Source organism: Marinovum sp. 2_MG-2023 (assembly GCF_030548265.1).
Taxonomy (GTDB): Bacteria; Pseudomonadota; Alphaproteobacteria; order Rhodobacterales; family Rhodobacteraceae; genus Marinovum.
This window is the reverse complement of sequence record NZ_JAUOSD010000021.1, coordinates 1-25,105: the sequence shown is the minus strand read 5'-3', so window position 1 is coordinate 25,105 and position 25,105 is coordinate 1. Positions and strand designations below refer to the sequence as shown.

General features: G+C 58.4%; 18 protein-coding genes and 1 pseudogene. 14 read left to right on the top strand and 5 right to left on the bottom strand.

Annotated features, from left to right (window positions below; genetic code table 11):
• The first annotated feature begins 49 nt into the window (after window positions 1-49).
• Complete coding sequence (locus Q4577_RS18935) at window positions 50-589, top strand: NUDIX hydrolase (protein ID WP_303471833.1); 540 nt, start codon at window positions 50-52, stop codon at window positions 587-589.
• Between the two features lie 27 nt (window positions 590-616).
• Here Q4577_RS18935 and Q4577_RS18930 read toward each other — a convergent pair whose 3' ends face one another.
• Both Q4577_RS18930 and Q4577_RS18925 read right to left on the bottom strand, forming a co-directional pair.
• Window positions 617-1,636 (bottom strand): ParB N-terminal domain-containing protein, encoded by a 1,020-nt coding sequence (locus Q4577_RS18930; protein ID WP_303471831.1) that lies wholly within the window; start codon window positions 1,634-1,636, stop codon window positions 617-619.
• A gap of 40 nt (window positions 1,637-1,676) precedes the next feature.
• Window positions 1,677-3,068, bottom strand: a complete 1,392-nt coding sequence (locus Q4577_RS18925) for an AAA family ATPase (RefSeq protein WP_303471828.1) — start codon at window positions 3,066-3,068, stop codon at window positions 1,677-1,679.
• A 391-nt stretch (window positions 3,069-3,459) separates the two neighbouring features.
• On the opposite strand from Q4577_RS18925, the gene Q4577_RS18920 reads away from it, so the two are divergent.
• The 8 genes from Q4577_RS18920 to Q4577_RS18885 all read left to right on the top strand — a co-directional run bounded on the left by Q4577_RS18920 (window position 3,460) and on the right by Q4577_RS18885 (window position 16,517).
• Entirely contained in the window at window positions 3,460-4,503 is a 1,044-nt protein-coding gene (locus Q4577_RS18920) for a replication initiator protein A (RefSeq protein ID WP_303471826.1), read from the top strand.
• On the top strand, window positions 4,500-6,419 hold the full coding sequence (locus tag Q4577_RS18915) for a glycosyltransferase family 2 protein (protein WP_303471824.1): 1,920 nt from the start codon (window positions 4,500-4,502) through the stop codon (window positions 6,417-6,419). Before Q4577_RS18920 ends, Q4577_RS18915 begins: the two co-directional genes overlap by 4 nt.
• 83 nt (window positions 6,420-6,502) lie before the next feature.
• The gene (locus Q4577_RS18910) at window positions 6,503-10,585 is read left to right on the top strand and encodes a glycosyltransferase family 2 protein (RefSeq protein WP_303471821.1); all 4,083 of its coding nucleotides are present in this window, start codon (window positions 6,503-6,505) and stop codon (window positions 10,583-10,585) included.
• 303 nt (window positions 10,586-10,888) lie between these two features.
• Window positions 10,889-12,280 carry a phosphomannomutase gene (locus Q4577_RS18905; RefSeq protein WP_303471818.1) on the top strand — a complete coding sequence of 464 codons (1,392 nt, stop codon included), beginning with the start codon at window positions 10,889-10,891 and terminating at the stop codon, window positions 12,278-12,280.
• 42 nt (window positions 12,281-12,322) lie between these two features.
• Window positions 12,323-13,213 carry a UTP--glucose-1-phosphate uridylyltransferase GalU gene (gene galU, locus Q4577_RS18900; RefSeq protein ID WP_303471816.1) on the top strand — a complete coding sequence of 297 codons (891 nt, stop codon included), beginning with the start codon at window positions 12,323-12,325 and terminating at the stop codon, window positions 13,211-13,213.
• A gap of 4 nt (window positions 13,214-13,217) precedes the next feature.
• A complete protein-coding gene (gene galE / locus Q4577_RS18895) occupies window positions 13,218-14,201 on the top strand; it encodes a UDP-glucose 4-epimerase GalE (protein WP_303471814.1) in 984 nt (327 codons plus the stop codon).
• 103 nt (window positions 14,202-14,304) lie between these two features.
• On the top strand, window positions 14,305-15,612 hold the full coding sequence (locus Q4577_RS18890; protein ID WP_303471812.1) for a hypothetical protein: 1,308 nt from the start codon (window positions 14,305-14,307) through the stop codon (window positions 15,610-15,612).
• A 56-nt stretch (window positions 15,613-15,668) separates the two neighbouring features.
• Window positions 15,669-16,517 carry a hypothetical protein gene (locus Q4577_RS18885; RefSeq protein WP_303471810.1) on the top strand — a complete coding sequence of 283 codons (849 nt, stop codon included), beginning with the start codon at window positions 15,669-15,671 and terminating at the stop codon, window positions 16,515-16,517.
• Between the two features lie 170 nt (window positions 16,518-16,687).
• Here Q4577_RS18885 and Q4577_RS18880 read toward each other — a convergent pair whose 3' ends face one another.
• Window positions 16,688-17,692 (bottom strand): SDR family NAD(P)-dependent oxidoreductase, encoded by a 1,005-nt coding sequence (locus tag Q4577_RS18880; protein ID WP_303471808.1) that lies wholly within the window; start codon window positions 17,690-17,692, stop codon window positions 16,688-16,690.
• A 320-nt stretch (window positions 17,693-18,012) separates the two neighbouring features.
• Here Q4577_RS18880 and Q4577_RS18875 point away from each other — a divergent pair, with 320 nt between their 5' ends.
• The 5 genes from Q4577_RS18875 to Q4577_RS18855 all read left to right on the top strand — a co-directional run bounded on the left by Q4577_RS18875 (window position 18,013) and on the right by Q4577_RS18855 (window position 22,750).
• Window positions 18,013-18,909, top strand: coding sequence for an SIS domain-containing protein (locus Q4577_RS18875; protein ID WP_303471805.1), 897 nt, complete (start codon window positions 18,013-18,015; stop codon window positions 18,907-18,909).
• A 111-nt stretch (window positions 18,910-19,020) separates the two neighbouring features.
• Window positions 19,021-19,809, top strand: a complete 789-nt coding sequence (locus Q4577_RS18870; RefSeq protein WP_303471803.1) for a 3-deoxy-manno-octulosonate cytidylyltransferase — start codon at window positions 19,021-19,023, stop codon at window positions 19,807-19,809.
• A complete protein-coding gene (gene kdsA, locus Q4577_RS18865) occupies window positions 19,809-20,672 on the top strand; it encodes a 3-deoxy-8-phosphooctulonate synthase (RefSeq protein WP_303471801.1) in 864 nt (287 codons plus the stop codon). The genes Q4577_RS18870 and kdsA overlap by 1 nt, the downstream gene beginning before the upstream one ends.
• Window positions 20,673-20,744: 72 nt before the next feature.
• Window positions 20,745-21,880 (top strand): IS3 family transposase gene (locus Q4577_RS18860; protein WP_303471798.1). Its coding sequence is split into 2 segments (ribosomal slippage): window positions 20,745-21,012 and window positions 21,012-21,880, totalling 1,137 coding nucleotides; the frame shifts between segments, so codons are not numbered across the junction.
• A gap of 237 nt (window positions 21,881-22,117) precedes the next feature.
• Window positions 22,118-22,750 carry a putative nucleotide-diphospho-sugar transferase gene (locus tag Q4577_RS18855; RefSeq protein WP_303471796.1) on the top strand — a complete coding sequence of 211 codons (633 nt, stop codon included), beginning with the start codon at window positions 22,118-22,120 and terminating at the stop codon, window positions 22,748-22,750.
• A gap of 117 nt (window positions 22,751-22,867) precedes the next feature.
• Here Q4577_RS18855 and Q4577_RS18850 read toward each other — a convergent pair whose 3' ends face one another.
• Window positions 22,868-24,460: a hypothetical protein gene (locus Q4577_RS18850; protein ID WP_303471794.1), complete on the bottom strand. Its 1,593-nt coding sequence runs from the start codon at window positions 24,458-24,460 to the stop codon at window positions 22,868-22,870.
• Window positions 24,457-25,105, bottom strand: a pseudogene (locus tag Q4577_RS18845) (hypothetical protein); the annotation flags it as partial. The gene Q4577_RS18850 and the pseudogene Q4577_RS18845, both read right to left, overlap by 4 nt.

Here is a 25,105-nt window from a genome sequence, read left to right as displayed (position 1 = left end):
GCCAAAATGTTTCGCGCGCGAAACAAATACCCTTGCTGCGGAGCCACTCATGACCTGGAAAACACTCGCCACCGAAACCTTGCTATCGCGCGCGCCATGGGTCGAAGTCACTCGTGAAGTTGTGGAAATCCGCCCCGGTCAGGTCATCGATGACTTTTATCAGGTGCGGTTGATGGATTTTGCCATGGTCATCCCTTTTTTAGAGGACGGTCGGGTTCTCCTTGTCGAGCAGTATAAACACGGCCCCCGCAAATCCATTCTGACTTTTCCCGCCGGTCATGTGGACCCCGGCGAAACCGGCGAACCCGCCGCCAAGCGTGAACTGATGGAAGAAACCGGATTGGAGGCGGGCGAGCTGATCTCGCTTGGTGCGCGGGTGGACAACAGCAATCAGCGGGTTTGCACCGGGCATTTCTTTGCTGCCTTGAATTGTCGTCAGGTGGCCGCGCCTGCGCCCGGTGATCTTGAGGATTTTGCCTATATCACCCTGTCCCCGGCCGAGATCGACGACGCGATGCGAGATGGCCGCTTTGGGGTAATCCATCATGTTGCGGCATGGGGGCTGTGGAAACTGCACGAAAGCAAATGAATGGCCAAGGCCAAAGAGGGCAGGGTGCTACCCCAGCTCTGCGCGCAGCCACGCCACCATCCGCCCGCGCAGATCGTCATTTAGCCCCTCCAGCGTCAGGACACCGCCCCGCCCTTGGCGCAGCCACACCCCTTTTGCAATTTCCTGCGCGCCCTCTCGCCCCTCGGAACGTAATTTAGGCTCTGATCCGGATACCTGTGCGGTCAGCGCGCCCTGAAGCACGGATTGCTCTGTTTCTGCTGTATCACAAACCTGCGCCTCAAGCGCCTCAACCAGCCGCTCTGTTGTACCGGGCATTTCCAATGCCTTGGCCAGAGCCAGCCCCAGCCGTTCTCCCAACGCCTGAGGGTGGCGCAGCGTGCTATCCAATGCCCGCACCACGCTTAGAAAACTGCCAATCTTGGAGCGTTTGGAACGTGAGGCCGCACCAAACAATCCCCTGAGCGCCGAGCGATCATCCACAAAAACCCCCTGTTCGACCGCCTTCACCACAATCCGCGCTCGCTCGTAATGGCTGAGATCAGCGCGAATTTCGTTTTCCTCAACCATGGCCAGATAGGCATCCTGGGTCTGTTCGGGGCGGCGCAGCAGGACCAGGACCGTCGCAAAACGCTCGTCGCGGGTTTCTTCGAACAATTGACGCAGCGCCAGACAACGCCGCCAGCCGGAAATCAGCCCATACCGCCCCTCCTCCAGGCGCATCACCTCAATCGGGGTTTGTTGTCCCCGAGCACGCAGGCTGTCGCGCAAGCTCTGCATATCCTCACCCTCCGCCGCGATCCGGTCGCGCACCAGATGATCGGTTACGATACTCTCCAGCGGCACCGACAGCACCATGCGCCCCTCTTCGCGCGCCGCCTCCATCGACCGGCTCACCTCTTCCAGCGCAGCCACAGCTGCGCTCTCTGCGGCCACATCAGCGATAGGGGCGGATCGGCGCCGGGGACCCGGACCAAGAGGGGAGGGCGCGACGGGCTCCGCGCCCTCTGGAACCGGGGCAGAAACCGGCATCGCCATCGGCGGCGACAGACGTTTACGCTTGGACATCGGATGTTTCCTCCTCAAGATGCGGACCTAGAACAGAAGGTCATACAGGCGTTTCGGTTTGGGCCAGCTCATCGCGCCGCCAACTCCCCAAAAGCAAGGTTTTGAACGCCGCATAGGTCGCGTCAAATGTTTCACGGCCCCGTACATAGGTTTCGCGATTGAAGTCACGGTAATCCGCTTCATAGATACCCTGCACCTGCTCGCCAGCCTGTCCAATCAATGCGGTAAAGTTCTGGCGATGTGGCGACAGCACCGGCCCCAGATAGGCCTGCATCAGGGCTGCCAGCTCGGCTTGCTGGGTGCCGTCATAGCGGGTGACCACCGCGCGGACCGCATCCCATTCAAACGCCAACCCTTCACGCCCGAGCGCTTGGGCGGCCATATTCTCGGCCTCTTCGATCGAGCCAAAGGTGGAATGCAACATGTCAAAGAACCGCCCTGTCGAGTCAAACTCCAGAAACGAAGCCCCCATGGGCACCATCAAAATATCCGCCGCCGCCAGGCCGTTGATGGTCAGATATCCAAGCGCTGGGGGCGTATCGACAAAGATGACATCATAGGCGTCAAGCACCCCATCAGCTTCGAACATATCGGTCAGCGCATCCCAAAGCTTCCAGCCTCTCCCCTGCATGCGCCAAACCGGCACCTGAAACTCAGCCCAATACAGGTTTAGCTGCGCGCCAATCAGGTCAATATTGGGCCAGTGGGTTTTGCGCACCAATTCCCCCGCTTTTACCGTCAGCGCCTCGGTTAGCGTGTCATCCAGTGGGATTGGCGCTTCACCACGATCCAGGCGCCGCTGGTTTTCTTCACGCAAATGCAGGGCATAGTGGCGGGCCATGAGCGGAAAAACCGTGCTCCATTCATCTTCGATCTGACCGCCAAAAATAGAGGTCATTGACCCTTGGCTATCCAGATCGACGACAAGCACCTTGTAGCCATCCAGAGCCGCCGACATTGCCAGATGCGCGGCTGTTGATGTCTTGCCCACGCCACCCTTGAAATTGGCCACCGCGGCGATCTTGGCCGGAAGTCCCTTGGGCCGGTAGGGTTGGTATTCTTTGCTACGCGATCCTTCAGAGCCAAAAAACGCCCGTAGCCGGAGCACCTCGTCAAGACTGAACCATTTTGTACCGCCGGCGGTTTCGCTGGTCCCCTGAGGCAAATCGGGATTGGCCTTCAGAACCCTGCGAAAATGCGCGGTGGCCACGGGGATAAGATAGGTGGTGATTTCCCAGGTGGAAAACAGTCGGAGCCGGCGAGCCCCATTTTCTTGAAGACCTCGGTTGATTAGATCTTCACGTCCTGCAGCACAGGCCTGAGCAATGACTTCAAAGTCGGTGGTCGATGTTTGATGACCCAACTGCGCCAGAGCCTTGTCGGGGTCTATGTTGAAATAGGGAGCGGTTTGAGGGGACGCGTCGTTTTTCATGGAAACCTGCCGATATGCGCATTTTTCATTACAATACCAATATTATGCGCACATGCAATTTTTTTGATAACATGGCGACATTTTCAGATGTTTCTCAGCATATTTTGCGTGATTTTTGGCCGGTCCAAGCCGGTTTTCGTAGTTATTTTTTGTTATATAGTACGTTACAGATCTTGGAGGATCTTTAATCTCATGTGAATTCAATGTCTTGCGCCCTTTCTTTTGAACCAGGGTGACTCTGATCCTCCGTTCGGGTGACTCTGATCCTCCGCTTATCCGACTCTGAAACTCCGAGTGGAATAAGGAATATCTGGACCGTTCCGGTGGAAGGGCGATAAGGTAGGTGTCACTGAAACCCCGTTTACATCGGGGACAAAAAACAAGGCAGGACATGAGCAGTAAAGACGGTAGAGACGAGGGCAGCGGACGGGGACGTGCGCCTTCTGGGCTATTGCCGGATCGCTATCCGATTGCGGATTTCTTTGTGTGCGACATGTTTGATGCCAGCCCCAAAGATGATCTTGGGACGATGGAACATCCGGTGTTTTCGCTGTCGACCCGCCCAGATCGGCGTATTCTGCACTATGCTCATAATGGTGTCTCGGTACAGGTGACGCCGTCTGTGTTGGGACGGGCAACCATTCACGACAAGGATATCCTGATTTATTGTATCAGCCAGTTGATGGCGGCGCTCAATGCGGGGCGGGCGGTGTCACGCAATTTGCAACTCAAGGCACATGACCTTTTGGTGGCCACCAACCGAGACACCGGCGGGGATAGCTATGCCCGGTTGCGTGATGCCTTTGAACGCCTTGCGGGCACCCGTATCACCACCAACCTGGCTGCAGGGGGCAAAGAGATAACGACCGGATTTGGTCTGATCGAAAGCTGGCGCATCGTGCGCCGCACGGGCAGTGGCCGCATGGTCAGTGTGACGGTAACCCTGTCGGATTGGCTGTATCGTTCGGTGCTGGCCAAATCGGTGCTGACCCTGAGCCGCGATTATTTCCGGCTACGTAAACCGCTGGAGCGGCGGATCTATGAACTGGCGCGTAAACATTGCGGGCGACAGCCGGAATGGCGGGTCAGTGTCACTACATTGCACAAGAAATCCGGCAGCGCCGCGCCGCGTCGGGTGTTTCGGGCTGCCATGCGGCGGATGATCCAGGACGGGCATCTGCCGGATTACGATATGGCCGAGGCCCCCGATGACCTTCTTGTGTTTACCCGCAAGGCGCAGGTTGTTGAATCCGCCGAGGCCCCACAGCTCAGACCGGACACGCTTGATGCTGCCCGCGCGGTCATACCGGGGGCGGATGTATATGCGCTTGAGGCCGAATGGCGTACGTGGTGGCAGGACACCGGTCGCCCGGTGCTGCGCGCGCCTGACCGGGCGTTTTTGGCCTGGGTTGAAAGCCGAGCGAGATTATCGTGACCGAGGCGGCGCAGGTTTCGGCCTCCCGTGTGCCGACGCCTCGTATTTCGGTGCCCCGGATTTCAGTGATTGTGCCGATCTATAATGTGGCGGCCCATATCAGGGCATGTATCCGTTCAATCCTTGATCAGAGCTTTACCGATTTTGAACTGATTGCGGTGGATGACGGATCCACAGATGACAGTGGCCTGCTGGCCACCCAGGAGGCGGGGGGGGATCCGCGCTTTCAGCTGATCACCCAACCCAATGGCGGGCTGTCGCGCGCGCGCAACACCGGGCTTGCGCGCGCGCGCGGTACCCTGGTGGCTTTTGTCGACAGCGATGACCGGGTCGCACCCACCTACCTTGAGCGTCTGGAAACCACCCTGCGCGAAACCGGGGCGGATTGGGTCGCGTGTGGTATTCTGTTTTGTCCCGAAGACGGCACCAAACCCACACCGCATCCCGCCATTCATGGTGTTCCCGATATGCCCGCCGATCGCAGCCCGCGGCGTATTGATTTGTCTGATTGGACACAGGTGGTCCGCCATTTTCCATCGGCCTGGAACAAGCTTTACCGGCGCAATCTCATGGCGGATTTACGTTTTGATGAAGGGCTGAACTACGAAGACCATGCTTTCTTTTATCGGTATGCCTGCCGAAGCGATCACTTTGTACACCTGCCTGAACCCTTGTACATCAGCACCCAAGGGCGTCCGGGCCAAATCACCCGTGATGGCAGCGAACGGGTGTTTGAGCAATTCGATGTGCTGGAGATTCTGCGGGCCATTGTTGCCGGATCTGATAAATCCGGCGGAGCTCGGGCCCTGGCACAGATCACCACCCGGCTGACATTTGAGCGATCTCAGGCAATCACGGACCCCGACCGCCGCGCCCGGTTCATCGCTGCCAGCCGCACGGCACAGGCCGCCACAGGCCTGCCGCCTGACCCGACGTTGGGGGTGGCGATGTGGTGGGTCAGTCTGCTTGCGGGTCATGTGCCAGTCAGCGTGATCATTCCCAGCGATGGCGACGGGGCCGCGCTGAACCAGAGCCTTGCCGCGCTTCAGGCCCGCAGCCTGCCCGAGGCAGAGGTGCTGGTGGTGGCGGATGGGGCGGCCGCGCACGAAAGGCTGACTGCCATGTCGTTGCCCGCGGGGGTCCGATTGCTTCAAGCTCCGGGGGGCGACGACATGGAAACGCGCGTTGCATTGGCGCGCAATGCCGGACTTGATGTGGCTCAGGGCGAGGCGGTGGTCTTTCTTGACGCCGGCGATACCCTGCCGCCCCGTGCGTTGGCGATCTGGCACAACCGTTTGCGCCGGGCGGGGGCGCAGATCGGCTTTGCCGGGTTTGTCTTGCTGCCTGACACGGCCCACAGCGGGTTACATGACAAAACGGGGATTGGCGAGGCGCGGTTGTCCGCTCCCGAGGGATTTGCCCCCACCCCGAGGGATGCGCTTTTTATCCACGCCCATCCGTCAGCCAAGATCTTTGAGCGCGCCTTTCTTTTGGCGCAGGGGCTGAGGTTTCGGCCAACCCCCCTGTCTTCGTGGCAGCTGTTGTTTGCGGCGATCGCGCAGGCGGACAGGGTGCTTTATCTGTCCGGCCCTCCCGCGCGGCTGGCGACCCGGCCCGCCTGCCGCAAGCTTTGGCAACACCCGGTTCAGGCTGGGGACCTGACGAAGGCGATCCACACGTTGCAAGCCACCCCGCCGGATGCCGCACGGCTGATGGTGCGCGCCATCTGGGAGAAACTGAATTTTGCCATTTATCCTGACGCGGCCACGCGCGCGACTTTTGAAGACGCCGCCCTATCTGAATTCGCCCGGTTTGACTTTGTTCAACTGCACGGGCCAGCGGCGGTAACATGTGACGGGTTTGTAGGCGCGCGGATACGCCAATTGCTTGCTCTGGGGGACAAAGCGCAGGATTGAATTGCAGTTCAGGCATTTTTTTTGCAAAGAAAGCGCAATCTGTCGGTGCCCGCCGCGCCGGATTAATTTCAAGGACCCGTATTATGCAGAAATTCAGAGCAGCCGGTGGCGGTTCCCTGACTTACAGGCTCGACTTCACCCAATCTCACTTTGCCAACATTTCCTTTTTTGATGCGCCGCAGGGGGCGATCCTGTTTCACCTGTCCTTGCGTCACCCCGGCCAGCTTGCGGTTGTCAACGCCCGACCCGATGGTACCTGGCAGGCGGAGCGGACCCGCGAGACGGTCCTTGCGGAGCAAGGCGACATCGTGACGATCCATTTCCGGGATGGCGGTGTTCAGGTGATGCTCAACGACACCGAAATATTTACCTATATCACCGAATTCCCGAACCTGGACCGGATTGGCCATTTTACGTTTCAGGGCGCGATCGTTGAAGACAGCCTGACAGCAGCGGGCGCAGGCAATGCCGAGCGCCAGACCTTTGGCGCCTTGTCTTTTGTTGCGCCGCTGCAACTCGAAGGCTGGGGCGGCGATCCAGGTCTGGATGAGCAGACGCCTCATATCCGTATCGAGGGCGTGAGCGAAGCGATCCGGTGCGAGATAAAGCCACGTCCGGGCCATGCGTCCAACCACAAGATTTCAACTCCGATGATCGGGGTGACCGCAGCCTTGCCGGGGCGGGTCTGGCTGGGCGTTGCTCCTGATGCCCCGTTGCGCATGCAGGTGTTCAATAACGGCCTGCCGTGTGGCGCGGTGCTGGAACTTGATCGGGCGGGACTGGTGGCACAGATCCAAAAGATTGTTCAGGGCGAGGGGATAAAACCCGCGCAGGATATATTGCTGGCCATTGAGCATCTGCGTTTTGCCGGTATTCGCGATCAGCTGCCCCCTACCGTTCTGGACCGTCTCGAAGAGGCCGCAGGCACTTATGGGGTGATGTCGTTTCTGAGCGAAGGGCAAGCCGGGGGGGCGGTGCCCCGGATTGCGCCGCTCGACCCCGAAGAACTGGTGTTGCGTCAGGCCCAGCGTGATTTCGCACTTGCCGTTAAAACAGCCCCGGCCCCGAACCTTTCGGGGCTTCTCGAAGAGGTGATCGAGCGCTACCGGTTGACCCCGCGCCAACAGCGGGATGTCTTTCTCGGCGTGACCGATGCGTTTTGTAGTGCCGATGATTTCCGTGGGCTTTATCGCTATGTTGCGTCGCTCGATTTGCACCGCTTTACCCCGCAAGACGAAAGCATGTGGCACAATTCGGTGATCCTACCCTTTCTTTATATGGAAGGACGGTTGGGAGAGGTCGTCACCCTGCTTCAGAAGATGGCCCGCGCAAAAGGCGGTTGGTGTGCAACCCCGGCCATCGCCTGGGTGGTGCGTGATCTTCTGGAACAGTCGCGGAAGCCTGCGACGGAAAAAGAAGTTGAAGACCTCCTGCGGGCCTTTATGGAATTCATTGAACGGCGCAGCGAACGTTACTGGGATCGTGCGCCCTGTGCCGCGCTGGTCGATGCGGCTGTGGCATTGGTGCGCGCACGCCACCTGATGGTGGACGGTATGGCGCAGGGGCTCGAACGTTTTGCTGTACGCAATTACGGGCTTTCACCCCGCTTCTGGGAAAAGCTTGGCAGCGCGGCTCTGGAGGACAGCGTGGTGCTTGGTACCGCTGCTGCGGCCTTTGGCCGTCTTCAGGCGGCGGCGCTGGCCGGAGAAAAACCCGAGGCCGATGATTTTGCGGTGTTCGAAGCCGTTGGCACCCCCGATGTCGCCCGGTTCCGGTTAGAGCTTTTGGGACCTTCAGGTCAGACTCGCCCCGCGACCGGTGCGGCGCTTGCCACCCGGCTGCGCAGTCAGGGCAACCGGGGTGATGAAGCCGCGCTCAGGATGCAGGCGTTTCCCGGGCGGCCTTTTGATCGCCAGGAGGCTGAGGCGCTCAAAGATCTGACCCGCGCTGCTATCCGTCGGCGTTACTTCAAAACCGCCAAGGCACCGTTCTTGGGATTGCAGCAAACCACCAGCCGCGAGGCCACCGCCTTGTTGGCGGATCTGGCGCGTCCAGAGGTTGATGAGCTGCTGGCCGAGGCGCGTCTTGTGAGGCTGTTGGACAATATGACGGCGCTGTCTTCGCAGCGCAGTCGGTTTGTTGGCATCGGTATGATGCTGGCGCTGCTGAATGGGGTGCAAAAGCTTGGCAATGTCGCGTTGGCGACCCAAATTTTGGCGCGGATCAGTGGTGTGCGGGCGGAATTGCCCACAGATCATCAGCTTGACGTCTACAAACACCCCGCCTTGCGCAGTGCGTTGATGGCATTGGTGCCCGCGGCGCGCCAGCATCCGACGGGGCTGGCCAGATCGGCGCTGGCGCTGTTTCCCAATTTTAACCCAGAGCGCGAAATGCCCACAGGTGGCGCGCGCGCGGACTGGAGCTGGACCTCGTCGTTTTTCAACACGGTCATCATGGTGATGTCGTGCAAGGCAAACCTGCCAACCCGTATCGCGAAGATGCGGGAAACATGGCTGGCCCGTCTCAGCGATCTGGCTATTCCCTATGTCATCGTGGTCGGGGATGGTGATGGCAGCCGCGACCACGATTTGCTGTCGCTGAATGTGCCAGATGATTACGAAAGCCTGCCGCAGAAAACACTGGCTGCGATACGCTGGGTGCGGGACAACACCGATTTCGCTCATATGCTCAAGATTGACGACGATTGTTTTCTTGATGCTGAGACGCTGCTGCACAACCAGAGCTATCGCAAGTTTGACTATTACGGTCGTCGTTTGCGTCATGAGATAGGCGAGACTGACCGCAGCTGGCATTGCGCAAAATCAAGCACCGCGCGCGGTCAACTGGAACTGGATCGCTCGCCGGCCCCATCAGAATATGCCGATGGCGGCAACGGCTATATGCTGAGCCGACATGCGATGTCGGTGCTGCTTGAGGCCGCCGAGAGCCCCGAGGGGCGGCGGTTGATCAATACCAGCTTCATGGAAGATAAAACGGTTGGCGATCTTCTGGCGACCCGTGGCATCCATGTGCAGGACGAGGATTATCAGGCCACCATCCGCCGCCGGACTCACTCTGACGGCCAACCGGTGCCGATGTGGTTCAATAGCTTTTATCCCGGCCCCTCGACCGGTATCAGCCAAATCCATCTCGACAGTACCGAAGATCAGGACATTGCGCTGGACCGGCTGTCAAAGCCCGGATTGTTCCCGAAAAAGATCTGGCCCACCTTCGCACCTGTAAAACTTGGCCATCATTCCGGGGCGCTGGAGCTGATCAGCTCTGAAGCACAGCTGACAAAAGTTAACGACGTGCCGGTGGCGGTGGTTGCCTGTCTGCGCAACGAGATGTTCATGCTGAAACATTTCCTCGCCCATTATCGTGCGCTTGGGGTGGGTGGCTTTTTGATGATCGACAATGGCTCGGATGATGGGTCGTTGGAATATCTTCTGGAGCAACCGGATGTGGCGGTGTTTTCGACGGATACCGATTACAACCTGTCGCGGTACGGCGTGGCCTGGCAAATGGCGATTGTCGGCAATCTGCGGGTTGGTCGCTGGTCGCTTTTGGCGGATATCGACGAGCTTCTGGTCTATCGCGGCTGGAAACGTACCGGCTTGCCCAAACTTTTGGCTGGCAAAGGGTTCAACGCAGCCGATGCGGTGCGGATCAACATGCTCGACATGTACCCACAAGGTCCGCTGAGTGAGGCGACATTTGCCAATGGCACCCCCTTTGACGAGGCGGGATATGTCGATCGCGAGCCTTTCCTGCGGGAAACGCTGGGGCAGGGGCCGTATTCTGATGCCTCCACCATTACTTCGGCACTGCGTCATCGGTTGATGCCTGGCACGCGGCCCGATCTCTTTGTCGCGCAGAAATACGCGCTGGTGAAGTATCAGCCTTGGATGCGTCTGTCTGATGGGCTGCATTACGGGGCCGAAATCCGCCGCGCCGCGCAAGAGATGATCTTTGCGCATTTCAAATACACCGCGCATTTCCTGGAAAAAGCCCAGACCGAGGTGGCGCGTGGCCAACACTTCAACAATGCCGAGGAATACCGCCGTTATCTGGCGTTGGCAGCAGAGGGGCGCGAGGTGATCCATGACCCTGCGATTTCGGTGCCCTGGATGGAGAGCCCCGACGTAAAAGCGCTCATGGAATAACCCTTTGCGAGCAAGGGGGCCGTCAACAGGTACGCCTTGCTCGCGAATTTCGAGAAGAGTGAAAGCTCTGATTGAATAAAACAGCCAAAACCACTAAACGTGCAGCCGAATTAGAGCGGTGACATGAATATACGGGGCTCTGCCATGACCCAACTTTCAGTAAGTGTAGTCAGCATGTGCTGGTTGGGCTCACCCAAAAACAATGTCACGAAATTGATAATTCGCGAGCCAGGGTCATTTTGAAAGCCGTTTTGGCCAGAAGTTAGACCGCTCCTGAATTTAGCAAAAGGATTCTGAACACTTATGGCACCAAAATTCGGGACCAGTGGCCTGCGCGGCCTTGTCACAGAACTGACGGCCGATCTCGTTGGATCTTATACCCGTGCGTTTCTTGCGGCTTGCCCCACCGGCGGGGCTGTGCATGTGGGATGGGACTTGCGACCTTCGTCGCCAGAAATTGCCGAAGCGGTGATTTCTGCAATAACAGCCGCCGGGCAAACTGTGATTGTTGATGGTGCCTTGCCGACGCCGGCGTTGGCGCTGGCCTCGCTCAAGGCAGGGCAGGGGGCGGTGATGATCACCGGCAGCCACATTCCCGCAGACCGCAACGGGCTTAAGTTCTATACGCCCCAGGGCGAGATCTCGAAGGCTGACGAGGCGGCGATTCTGGCGAATCTGGAAACGCCCGCCCCGGCAGCCTCTGCGCCGGGACGCCGTGAGGATGTGCAAGGCGTGGCAATTGAAGCATATGTCGCACGTTATGCCGCAAGTTTTGGACCCGAAGCCCTCGCGGGGCTGCGCGTGGGTATTTACCAGCACAGCTCTGTGGCACGCGACATCATGGTTGATGTTGTTACGGCGCTTGGCGGTGTCGCGGTCGCGCTGGCGCGCTCTGATATGTTTATTCCGGTTGATACTGAAGCTGTCGACCCTGAAACCCGCAGTCTATTGGCTGGTTGGTGTGTCGATAACGGGTTGGATGCGCTGATTTCGACCGATGGCGATGCGGATCGCCCGATGGTGGCTGACAAGACCGGAGGTATCGTGCCTGGGGATGTGCTTGGGGCGCTGAGTGCGCGGATGCTGGGGGCTGATACGATCTGCACCCCGGTATCGTCCAACACCATGGTGGCCCAGATGCCAGAGTTCACCGCGCTTCACCGCACCCGCATTGGATCCCCCTTTGTAATTGCAGCAATGGAAGAGGTGCTCACTGAAGCACCGGGCACCAAGGTGGTTGGATACGAGGCTAATGGCGGCTTCCTTCTGGGCTTTGAGGCCAGCGGTCCAGCGGGTCTTTTGAGCCCGTTGATGACCCGCGATTGCCTGTTGCCGATGCTGGCACCGTTGAGCATGGCGCGCGCCGCAGGGCAGCCGCTGGCCGATCTGGTGGCCGCATTGCCGCCGCGCTTTACCGCTGCGGACCGTCTGACCGGTATTGCCCCCGAAGCTTCGGGTCTGTTCCTGGAGAAACTGCGCAGCGATGCAGGCGCACGGGCAGATTTCTTTGAGGGTACGCAGGCGGATGTCGATCTGACAGATGGCTTGCGGTTACGCTTTGAGGATGGCGATGTGGTGCATCTGCGTCCCTCGGGCAACGCTCCGGAGTTCCGCTGTTATACCGAAGCCAACAGCGCAGAACGCGCGCAGGCGCTTCTCGACGTTTATTTGAACAAGCTGCGGGCTGTGCTCTGAGCATCCGCGCCGGGCAGGGCACATTAAAGAAAGGCATTCACGATGAAGCACAAGGTCAAAAAGGCGATTTTCCCGGTTGCGGGGCTGGGCACGCGTTTTCTGCCGGCGACAAAATCAGTTCCCAAGGAAATCATGACGCTGGTCGACCGTCCGCTGGTGCAATACGCCATCGACGAAGCCCGCGAAGCCGGGATCGAAGAGTTCATCTTCGTCACCTCGCGCGGCAAAAGTGCGCTTGAGGATTACTTCGACCAACGCCCTTATCTGGAAAACGAGCTGAAGAAAAAGGGCAAGGACAAGCTGCTCAAGGAGCTTGAGAAAACCAATATGCAAAGCGGGGCTGTTGCCTATGTCCGTCAGGCCAATGCCTTGGGGCTGGGGCATGCGGTCTGGTGTGCTAGCCGTCTGATTGGCGATGAACCTTTTGCGGTGATGCTGCCAGACGACGTGATCGCAGGCGAGGTATCCTGCCTCAAGCAGATGATCGACGCCTATGAAGAGGTTGGCGGCTGTATGGTCGCAGCAATGGAAGTGCCCGATGACAAGACGTCGTCTTATGGTGTGCTTGACGTCGAAGCCAGCGAGGGCCGGACGCTGAAGGTACGCGGTATGGTCGAAAAACCTGCTCCCGGCACCGCACCGTCAAACCTTGCCGTGATCGGTCGCTATATCCTCACACCGCGGGTTTTGAAAAACCTTGCCAGTCAGGAAACCGGCGCCGGGGGTGAGATCCAGTTGACCGACGCCATTGCCCGCGAGATCACCACCTGGGCGGGGGTGCATGGCTTCCGCTTTGAGGGGCGCCGTTATGATTGCGGCAGCAAGTCTGGCTTTCTGCATGCGACGCTTGACTTTGGTCTGGCACGTGAGGATCTGGGTGAGGAATTGCTTGCCCATATCAAAGAGATCGCGGCCCGCGACAGCAAAAGTTGATCCAATGAACAATGTACTTGTGACCGGCGGTGCCGGATATATCGGCTCTCACGCCTGTAAGGCCCTGAAGGCGGCGGGATTTACACCTGTCACCTTTGACAATTTTGTCACCGGCTGGCGGGATGCGGTGAAATTCGGCCCGCTTGTTGAGGGTGAGTTGACCGATCGCGCCGCTCTGGATGCGGTATTTGCCGAGTACAAGCCGGTGGCGGTCATGCATTTCGCCGCGCTTAGCCAGGTTGGCGAAGCGATGAATGAACCGGGTAAATACTGGCACAACAACGTCACCGGATCGCTCACCCTGATCGAAGCCGCCACCGCTGCGGGCTGTCTCAACTTCGTGTTCTCCTCGACCTGTGCCACTTATGGCGAACATGACAACGTGGTGCTGGATGAAAATACACCGCAATTGCCGCTGAATGCCTATGGCGCCTCCAAGCGTGCAATCGAAGACATCCTGCGCGATTTCGAAGCGGCTCACGGGCTGCGCCACGTGATCTTTCGTTATTTCAATGTGGCTGGCGCGGATCCTGAGGGCGAGGTGGGCGAACACCACCGCCCCGAAACCCATCTGATCCCGGTGATGCTGGAGGCAATTGACGGCCAGCGGCCGGCACTGACCATTCACGGCACCGATTACGCCACGCCCGACGGCACCTGTATCCGCGATTATGTGCATGTCTGCGATCTGGTGGATGCGCATGTTCTGGGGCTGAAATGGCTTGCGGATGGCCGCGGCAGTGAGGTGTTCAACCTTGGTACCGGGTCGGGTTTTTCGGTGCGCGAAGTGATCGAAGCCTCCCGCACCGTCACCAATCAGGCGGTGCCGTATTCCGAAGGTCCACGTCGGGCCGGGGATGCCACCAAACTGGTCTCGGGGTCCACCCGCGCCGAGGCCGAACTGGGCTGGAAACCTGCCCGGTCCGATGTCCAGCAGATGATTCGGGACGCCTGGAACTGGCACAAGACGGGCCATTATGAAAACTGACCGAGACCGCTGCATCACGAAGGCGTGATGCAGCGGTTGCAGTTGCTTCAAATCTCGTTGACTGTGTTGCAACGTTTCGGTCTGGCGTTCCCGAGGAGAGAGAATGTCTAAACAAACCAATCCGCCCAAGTCGTCGGCCTCACAGCAGTCGGGTCTTGAAATTCAGGTTGTCGTATCGGGTTCCGAAAGGGGCTTTGAGGCTTTGAAAAAGCTGTTTGAGCAGGCTGAACCCCCTTTGACCGGAGTGCGTGCGGCCTCAATTCCAGCAGGCCTTGAAGCATCCACAGATTTGCCCGTGGTGGTGATTGGCAAAGCACCCGCGCTTGCTCTTGCTGAGATGCTGACCGAAGGAGTGTTGCCGTCCGAAGCCGCGCGCCGCAGCAACGACGCCTTGACACAGTTGCTTGGTACGGTGCGCAAGGCGCGCAGCCGCATCCTTCTTTTGGATGAAGCCAGCCTGTTGCGGGCACCGGCCGCGCTGGTGGAGCGGCTGGAACAGCGCCTGAACATCAGAGTGTCCGAAGACCACGCATTGACAGGCGCAAAGACAGGCGCAAAACCGGAACCTCATGCGGATCTGGCGCTGTGTCAGATCGTGGCCCAACATATCCTGAAAGACGATACCGATCTGCGCAGCGTGTCCGATCAGATCGACGCCATGACCATAGCCGCAGACGATGTCAGCAGCATTGATTTGGCGGATCTGGATCAGAATTTTCAAGCTCGGCTGAAACAGGGCGAAGAGCATCGCGACTTGAGCAAGGAAAAAGGGTTTCTGTCGCAGAATATTGCTGAGATGCAGGAGACGATCTCAACACTGGAAGCCGCGGCAGAAAAAGCGCTTAAAGAGCGCGAAAAAGCGCATGCAAGAATTGATGCCGCTGAAGCGGAGGCAGCCCGGCTTAAAGCGGATCTTGCCGAGAGCGAGATGATGAGCGCGGAATGCGTACAGTTGCACGAAAACATAGCGCAGTTGCGCGATCAGGTGGAACAGGACGCGCTGGAAAGCGATTTGCAGTGCAAACGTTTGGTCACTGCCGAAAAACAAGCTGTTATGGCTGCACGCCAAAGCCAGGACCGCGAAGCGACGCTTGGGGCGGTGGTTTTGCGCATGGGGCAGGCCCGCGATGCTCAAGTCTCTGCGAATTCACAGCTGCGTGAAAACAACAAGAAGCTGCATCTTCGCACGAAATCGTTGGAAGACGAATGTGCGGAACAGGCTGAAAAGCTTAAGACAACGCAGGCGCGTCACATTGAGCAGGCGGCGCGGATCAGCGCTGATAAAGAAGCGCTTGATCAATTGCAAAAGGCGCTGGATGACACGCGCTCCGAGCTTGATCATATCTACAGATCAAAATCCTGGAAGGCCGCCACGGCGATCCGGAATGTGCGCCACGGTTTCAAGAAGTGATGTACCCGGCCCGGTGGCCCGCAGCGGGGCGAGGTGGCCGGCTTGTTCGTCCGCGGTTGTTTATTGATGCCCAGCACGGGCTGGCCAACAGGCTGCGCGCCATCGCGTCGGCGGCCTCCATTGCTCAGCGTGCGGGGTATGATCTGTTTGTGATCTGGCGGCGCGATCATCATTGCGATTGCCTGATGTCGGACCTGTTCGAGTATCCCGGCCCGGTGATTGAGGATGGCATCGCCGATCTGTGCCGCGCCCATGCGGTTGCGGTGTTTAACTACATGGAGGTCGAGGAGGGTGCCCGCTATGAGGCCCCGATCATAATCCCGCCCGGCGATGAGGCGCATGGCGATGTCTATATCCGTTCAGCCTATACGCTCAGAAGCCCTTGGCGCGACCACGACGATGAACAGGCTTTCCTGCACGCGCTGGTGCCCTCTGCCCCGGTGCTGAAGCTGGTGGAAACTGTGCAGTATCCCAGCGATGTCTCAGCGCATGTTCGCATGGCCACTGGCTCTGGCTTTGATCACCTTGCCCCCGAAGCGCCCGGCAATTGGCCTGCCCGGCGCCATCAGGAAATCGTGGCGTGGCGCGCCAAGAGCCAGGCTGACCGCTTTGTCGCGCGCATTGACACGCTGATCGCCAAAGGTCGGGCCAAAACCATATTTCTCGCGGCTGATCTGCCCGAGACCTATGCGCTGTTTGCCAAACGTTATGGCGACCGTCTGCGCACCCTGCCGCGCAGCCTTTACGATCGATCCGAGGCGCAATTGCAATATGCGCTGGCGGACATGATTTTGCTGAGCGCCACCGACCGGTTTCTCGCCAGCACCTGGAGCTCGTTCTCTGACATCACCGCCCGTCTTTTGCGCCCGGAACGGCCATATGAAAAAAGCGGGATTGATTTTTAGCACCAGTATTTGCCACTCATTCATACGGCTTGTGGTGCCTGAAGGACGGCTTCAAGGTATTCTCAAAGAGAGATGTGACCCTCTGTGCCCGGCGTTTTGGGGCACGAAACCCGCAATATCTCGCTATGAATGAGGAACCCGCGGGGGGGGGGGCGGGTCAGCCCCCGGTATCAGCAATTATAATAGTCGCGATACCACGCCACAAAGTTGGCGACACCTTCTGTGACATCGGTATGCGGGATCTTACCGGCCAGATTGGTCAGCAGCGCGGTATCGGCCCATGTGGCGGGCACGTCCCCGGCCTGCATCGGCATCATGTTGCGCGTGGCGGTGTGCCCGGTGGCGCTTTCAATGGCGGTAATGAAATCAAGCAGCTTCACCGGGGCGGAATTGCCGATATTGATCACCCGGAACGGGGCAACCGGGCTGAGGCTGTCGGTGTCGCCCGCAGGCGGCGCGCCGCGCACCGGTGCCACATCAGACAGGCGCACAAGTGCCTCGACCAGATCGTCGATATAGGTGAAATCGCGGCTCATGTCGCCATTGTTGTAAACGTCGATGCTGCCGCCTTCGAGGATCGCCTTGGTGAATTTGAACAGCGCCATATCCGGGCGCCCCCAAGGGCCGTAGACGGTGAAAAACCGGAACATCGTGACCGGCAGATCATAAAGATGCGCATAAGAATGCGCCATCGCTTCGGCGGCCTTTTTGGTGGCGGCGTAAAACGACATCTGATGATCGGCGCGCGCGGTTTCCACATAGGGCATCACCGTGTTGGCCCCATACGTCGACGAGGTCGAGGCCAACAGCATATGACGCGGCGGGAAAGCCCGCGCAGCCTCCAGCAACTCAAACGTGCCCGCGATATTGCTTTCCAGATAGGCGCGCGGATTGTCGATCGAATAGCGCACCCCGGCTTGGGCTGCGAGATGCACCACCAAATCAAACCGGTGGGTGTCAAATAACCCCATCAACCGCGCGGGATCTTCCACCGCGCCTTTGACAAAGGTGAATTTATCCCCTTCGAGCCGATCAAGACGGGCCTGTTTCAGCGACACATCGTAGTAGTCGGTCATCGAATCCAGACCCACCACATCGTATCCTTTTGCGATCAGCTGTTCGCAAACGTGATACCCAATAAAACCGGCCGCACCGGTTACGAGAGCTGTGGACACATAATTTCCCTCTGTCAGTCGTGGATGCGGCTATAGCCAAGCTGTGTGATTTTGTAAATCTTGCAGCCGAAGACGCAACGTTTGCCGCGCGCACCTATTGTGATACGGAGTGGTCGGTCTTGTGAAGGCCCAAGGGATGACAAATGGGGCGGCTTGAGCATAGTGTTTTCAAATATGCCGTGGTAACGCAGCTTGCGTTCTAACCTTACTGCGCGAGGGCTATCAATATGAATTCCCCGGCCTCCCATGATCCTTGCGTTAGGGCAGCGCCCAGCAGCACAGATATTGCACGGCGTGTCTTAACAACCGAAGCAGAGGCGGTGGCCTATCTCGCGGATCATTTGCCCGCCGATTTCGAGGCGGTGGTGGACAAGGTGTTAAGCTGCACCGGGCGTGTGATTGTGTCGGGCATTGGCAAATCGGGCCATATCGGGCGTAAGTTGGCGGCGACATTGGCTTCGACCGGGACGCCCGCGTATTTTGTACATGCCACCGAGGCCAGCCATGGCGATCTGGGCATGATTGGGCCGGGTGATGTCTGTCTGTTGATTTCCAATTCCGGTGAAACCAGCGAATTGCGCGACATTGTTTATCACACCCAGCGTTTTTCGATCCCGATGATTGGCATGTCATCCAAACCGGACAGCACCTTGATGAAGGCCGCCGATTACCGTCTGACCTTGCCCGACCGCCCTGAGGCCTGTCTGATTGGCATGGCTCCGACCACGTCGACGACATTGACCCTGGCGCTTGGGGATGCGCTGGCGGTGGCGTTGATGGAACAGCGTGGGTTTGTGGCAGAGGATTTTGGTATTTATCACCCCGGTGGCAAGCTGGGCGCACAGATGCGCAGCGTTGCCGATCTGATGCATGGTGACGGCGCCATTCCCAAACTGGATCAGAACGCGCCAATGACCGATGTGTTGTTGGCGATGACATCCAAAGGCTTTGGCGTCGGTGTGTTGATGCAGGGCGATGTCATGAGCGGTATCATCACCGACGGTGATTTGCGCCGCAACATGGACGGGCTGATGAGCCGTAAAGCCATTGATGTGGCAAGCACTGACCCGCTGGTTCTGCCGCCCGATTGTCTGGCACCTGAGGCGCTGGCGGTGATGAATGCACGCAAGGTCAACGTGGTGATTGTGGCCGGGGCGGACCGCAAGCCGCTGGGGGTGTTGCATATCCATGACCTGTTGCGGGCCGGAGTCGTCTAGAACCGAAGTCGTTTAAAACCGGGGTTGTTTAAAGCCAGGGGTGTTTAAACCGGCATGAGGCCGTTATGAAATTTCTGCGCCATTATGTTCTGCGCTTTATCCGGAGACCTTATGAAAACCGTCATTTTCATTCCTGCCCGTTATGCCTCGACCCGTTATCCGGCCAAGCCGCTTGCGATCCTGCGCCAAAAAGATGGTTCCGACAAACCCCTGATCCAGATGAGCTGGGAGGCGGCATGTCAAATCAAAGGTGTGGATGCGGTTTATGTTGCCACCGATGATGAGCGCATTGCCGAGGTCGCGCGCGGTTTTGGGGCCGATGTGGTGATGACCGATGAAGCCTGTGAAAACGGCACGGCGCGCTGCGCAGATGCGATGAAGACCTCCGGCATCAAAGCTGATCTGATCGTGAATTTTCAGGGCGACGCGCCGCTGACCCCGCCGTGGTTTGTCGAAGCGCTGATTGACGCGATGAAAGCCGACCCAAGCGTTGGCATGGCCACGCCGGTGCTGCGCTGTGACCGCGACACCTATGAGGCGTTGAAAAATGACCGCGCGCAGGGCCGTGTCGGCGGCACAACGGCCGTTTTTGATGCCCAAATGAACGCGCTTTATTTCTCGAAAGAGGTGCTGCCCTATATTGATCCGGGCAAGGTGGCTGAGCCGATCCCGGTGTTTCACCATGTCGGCGTCTATGCCTATCGCCCCGATGCGCTGGCGGCTTATGTCGCGCACCCCCCGTGCCCGTTAGAAACGCTGGAAGGGTTGGAACAGCTGCGCTTCCTGCATGCCGGCACGCCGGTGCGCTGTGTCGAAGTTGAGGCGCGCGGTCGTGTGTTCTGGGAGTTGAACAACCCGTCCGATGTGCCCCGTATCGAAGCTGCCTTGGAGACCATGTGATGACCGATCCCCGCGCCAATCCCCGCATTGTAACTGTCGGTGACATTGCCATTGGCGGCAAAAATCCCTTTGCCCTGATCACCGGGCCGTGCCAGCTCGAAAGTCTCGACCATGCGCGCATGATGGCCGAGAAAATTGCCGAGGCTTGTGCACCCACCGGCACCCGGTTCATCTTCAAGGCCAGCTATGACAAGGCCAACCGCTCGTCGATCACCACGACGCGGGGTCTGGGGATGGAAGAAGGGTTATTGATCCTGTCCAAAATTCGCGATGAATTTGGCTGTCCGATCCTGACCGACGTGCATGACGCTGCCCAATGTGCCCCGGCAGGCGAGGTGGTAGATGTAATCCAGATCCCGGCGTTCCTGTGCCGTCAGACGGACCTGTTATTGGCGGCGGGCCAAACCGGCTGCGCGATCAATATCAAAAAGGGTCAGTTTCTGGCCCCGTGGGACATGGGGAATGTCGCTGAAAAAGTAGCCAGCACCGGCAACGACAAGATCATGCTCTGTGACCGTGGCACCTCGTTTGGCTACAACACCCTGGTGAGCGATTTTCGCGGCCTGCCCACCATGGCGGCCACCGGCTATCCGGTGGTGTTTGACGCCACCCATTCGGTACAGCAGCCCGGCGGTCAGGGCATCACATCGGGCGGTCAGCGTGAATTCGCGCCGGTTCTGGCGCGCGCAGCCTGCGCGGTTGGCGTTTCGGCGTTGTTCATCGAAACCCACGAAGACCCTGACAATGCGCCAAGCGATGGCCCCAACATGATCCCGGTGCACAAAATGGCCCAGCTGATTGGCCAACTACGCGCCATCGACGATCTGACCAAATCGCAAGACCCGCTTGTTTTGAACGATTGATCAAGACAGAGGTGTTCGCGAGATTTCGGACCAGTTGCTAAGCTGTCGCGACTGACGAAGGAATACCCCCAGATGACGAAGCGGAAACGCTATTCGGCCGAGTTCAAGGCCAAGGTCGCTCTCGAGGCCATCCGTGAAGAGTTGACGACAGCCGAGCTGGCCAAGAAGTACGGCGTGCATCCCACGATGATCAGCGGCTGGAAGAGAACGGCGATCGAGAACATGGCATCGGCGTTTGGCAGTGCCGCATCGGCCGAGCCGGCGATTTCCGAGAAGGATGTCGAGAAGCTGCACGCCAAGATCGGCCAGCTGGTCGTGGAACGCGATTTTTTGTCGGAAGCCTCCAGTCTCATCCTCGGCGCTGGAGGCAGAAAGCGGTGAAGCAGGATCATCCCGATCTCAGCGTCCGGCGCCAGTGCAGCCTGCTGTCGCTGGCACGCTCCAGCCTCTACTATCAGCCGCGCGGGGAAAGCGCCGAGAACCTGGCGTTCATGGAAATTATCGATCGGCAGTTCCTGGAAACGCCCTGGTACGGGTCGCGGCAGATGGCCCGGCACATGCAGCGAGAGGGGCACAGATGCGGTCGCCACCGTGTTCGGCGGCTGATGAGGCTCATGCGGCTGGTGCCGATCTACCAGGAGCCCCGGACCAGCAAGAAACACCCCGCACACAAGATTTATCCGTACCTTCTCAAAGGCTTGGTCATCACCCGACCCAATCAGGTCTGGTGCACCGACATCAGCTATATCCCGATGCGCCGGGGCTTCCTGTATCTCGTGGCGATCATGGACTGGCACAGCCGGAAGGTTCTGACCTGGCGGCTGTCGAATTCGATGGATGCGGGGTTCTGCGTCGAAGCACTGAAGGAGACGCTGGCCAGATACGGCCCGCCAGAGATATTCAACTCCGACCAGGGCTCGCAATTTACCAGCACCGACTTCACTGACGTGCTGCACGACGCGCAGGTGAAGATCTCGATGGACGGCCCCGGGCGCTGGATCGACAACCGGATGATCGAGCGCTTCTGGCGATCCCTGAAATACGAGTGCGTCTACCTGAACGCCTTCGAGACCGGCTCTGAGGCCCGTGAGGGGATCGGCACCTGGATCACCTATTACAATGAAAACCGCCCGCACTCACCCCACGGGCTGCTGACGCCGGGCGAGGCATATGATAGTCGGGCGCCGAACCTGAAAGCCGCCGCCTGAAAATGAAACCCATGCTATAGCTTAGCCCGGCGGAAAACTGGTCGAACATTCAGGACCACCTCTGCCTGTTGGTTGGTAGCAGCCTTTGCAACTTAGCAAGCTCCATGTAATTCGGCTTGAGGTACCAAATAAGAAGGCGGCGGAATTTATGAGCCAGATTGAAACCCTTGCACCCGATGCAGAGCATTTACGGGTCTTTTCCGTCGTTAATTCCAGCTATAAAGAACTTGCATTGGCTTGGGCACAACAAGCAGAACGCGTTTCTGGGATTGCCCCGAATTTATCTGTGCGGATGATGTTTCAAGAGATTTCCTAACGTCCCATGGCTTCTCGTGCCTGCTGAACGCTGCAACGCGTGAATTTTCAGGCACTAGCAAAGAGCATTTTCATCATAGCTCTTTTCCCAGCGACAAAGCGGCATACACGGTTTCTCTCAAGCTTGAAGCCGCGCTCGCTTACCTCGAGGCGGGGCATTCCGTCCTGTTCAGCGACGTTGACGCTTTCTGGCTTCAAGATCCTGTTGCGGACATTCTGAAACAAGGCGTAGATCTTGCGTTTCAACCTGGATCCTTTCCAAACGAAGCAAAAGAAGCTTGGGGTTTTGCCGTCTGTACAGGTTTCTTTTATATGCGTCCTTGCACCGCCACGCGTCGCATTGCCGAGCGCGTACAACAACGATTTGACGGGAGCGATCAGCGAACACTCAACGCTGTACTGTTGGACGAGTTTGACATCACATGGAGCAACCGCCCCTCAGGTTGGGAAACCTGTCTCGAAGATGGCGGCTGGACCTCTCCAATCACTGGGGTTTGTGCAAAGACAGGTCTTCGGCTTCTGGCCTTACCGCACGCAATATTACCAGCGCCATGAGACACGTCCAGAGACATGCAAACATGCAATCGTCTGCCATCCCAATTCGCCCAAAAATCAAGGCGATAAAATCGAAATTCTGCGGGCACTTGGAATTGAGGTCTCAGGTTGAAACACTCAGCCTTCGTTCGGTAGGAGCTGCCTCGTATCGTTGCGCCGAATTTTTTCGGCAGCTTCTTCAAACATAGCGGCATGTGTTTCCAGATACGCGGAATATGTATCGTTCGGCCCAACCCAGGGCGTATATCGTGGCCTGAAATCGCTGGCCGCGTGTTGCACGAAGTGGGCCAAACGTTCTTCCATTTCGGTGGGCATAAAACGGCGCCAGGGTAATAGTAAGTCGGGCAATATCTGTGGCAAATCCATATAATTAGCCAGAATTGCGCCCTTATCCCGTCCCCATTTTTCAATAAACCGACTGATATATGTGACTTTGTCATCCAACCACTCAGGGAGGGTTTGCACCACTGAAGCTTGGCCATGTCGCGCGACCAAATCATGCGCCGAGGACACAACGGCACGCTCATGCAGATAGTTGATCTTCTGCATATCAATCCCGTGCCGCGAAAGCATTTCGTCATTTGCCCGCAGCACATCAAGGGCCCACCATGATGTCAGGATGAGCAAAGGGTCGCGCAAAAGTACCAAACGCCGGACTGCCGTTCCCGTCGGAAACGCTGGATCATTCATGTCGAAATCATGGGATTTGATCATGCGGATGCCGAATTCAGAGGGTTTGTCAAAACCCGTCAGGGCACATGGCATTTGTTTGCAACAGCCGGGTTCAGAGTACCATTCACAAAAGCTGAAATTCTTGCCGGCAACGTCTTCGAGGCAGGTTTTGGTGTAATGCAGCCCGGACCGGGGAAGAGATTTGACATCCAGGTACAGGAAGCCTGAATTCTTTTCCCGATAATAATTGAATGCGTCCATGTTGAAACGTGGGGCTTCCAGGACGTCGGAGGGCGGGGTGGCGAGCGGTACATAGGTCAAAGGTGCACTATCGGGGAGCGCGGCAATATTAGATCCTGCCTTGCGGCGCAGCCACGCCAAATTCTCGGCTAACGTCTTTGTTTGCAGGTCCGGATTTTCGGACACATCTGGTCGGTTCAGGCCCCTTAGTTCGAGTTCGAGAAGCGAGCTGGCCTCTGAGAACAAACCCAGCCGCGCGGTTTCGCGGAAACGACGGTTGTGCGCCAGCAACGTGCCATCGGCTCGAGGTTCGACAAGGCTGACGGAATCGTGGAAATGTGTCTCGGCATCATCCGAAAGATCCAGAGCCGCCGCCGCGCAAGCCAAGCTGTTGTGTGCAGAGCCAATCAGCACCCGGGCTGCAATATCGCGGCTGACACCCCAGCCCATTGCGAGATTGGCAAAATGTCGGGCCCGTGCCATGTCGCCGGTTTGGGCATGTCCGGCGGCCACAAGCATGGCGACCTTATCGCGCCCTGCTGCATGGGTGATGTCGTCTTGCGTTAGTGCAATCAAGTCATCCCAATTGCCATATTGCCAGCGGGTCCGGCACTTTTCGAGCAGGTCGTCGCCGAAACTCGTTTCGGCCAATGGTGCCGCTTCGATCTGCGCGGGGTCAATTTGCGCCTGCGGGGTTATGGACGACCCGGTTTTCGTGGATGCGCGCGCCGTGGACGATGAGCGGCGGGCGGTCACTTTGGACTTCTTGTTACGGGACTTCTTGCGTTTCTTGCTCATAGGCCACCTGTGCGCAGCAGCAAATCCTTGATGATCTCGATTTGGCCTTCGGCGCGTCGCAAATCCCGCTTTGCCATATCAGAGCGATGTTGCAATTCTTCCATTTGCGCAGATTTTCCGGCGAGATCGCTCTGCAAGGCGCTGCGCTCGGCTTCGGCTTCTTGCAGGCTGGCTGTAGTTTCCTCATATGCGCCTTCGAGTTGACCCACACGCACTTGGGCGGCGTCGCGCTCGGCTTCGGCTTCTTGCAGGCTGGCTGTAGTTTCCGCATATGCGCCCTCGAGCTGACCCACACGCACTTGGGCCGCTTCTTGGGCTGCCCGACTTGCACTAAGTGCCGTTTCGAGTTCCTTCTGGCGAGTGGTATGCTGGCTTAGTGCACGCTCGACCTGGCCCACACGAATTTTGGCGGTTTCCAGTTCGGCTTGCAGCGTGTCGCTTTGCGCCTTTGCTGTCTCCAGCGCGGATTGCCCTGCATCGCGCTCGGCTTCGACCTCCTGTAGGCGTGCGGTGATCTCCTGTAGGCGTGCGGTGGCTTGGGTCAGCGTTTCTTCGCTTTGCGTCACCCGTTCCTGGGCGGCTGCCAGCGCGGTGTCCCGCTCGGCGAGATCGGCGTTGGCGGTTTCCAGTTCGGCTTGCAGCGTG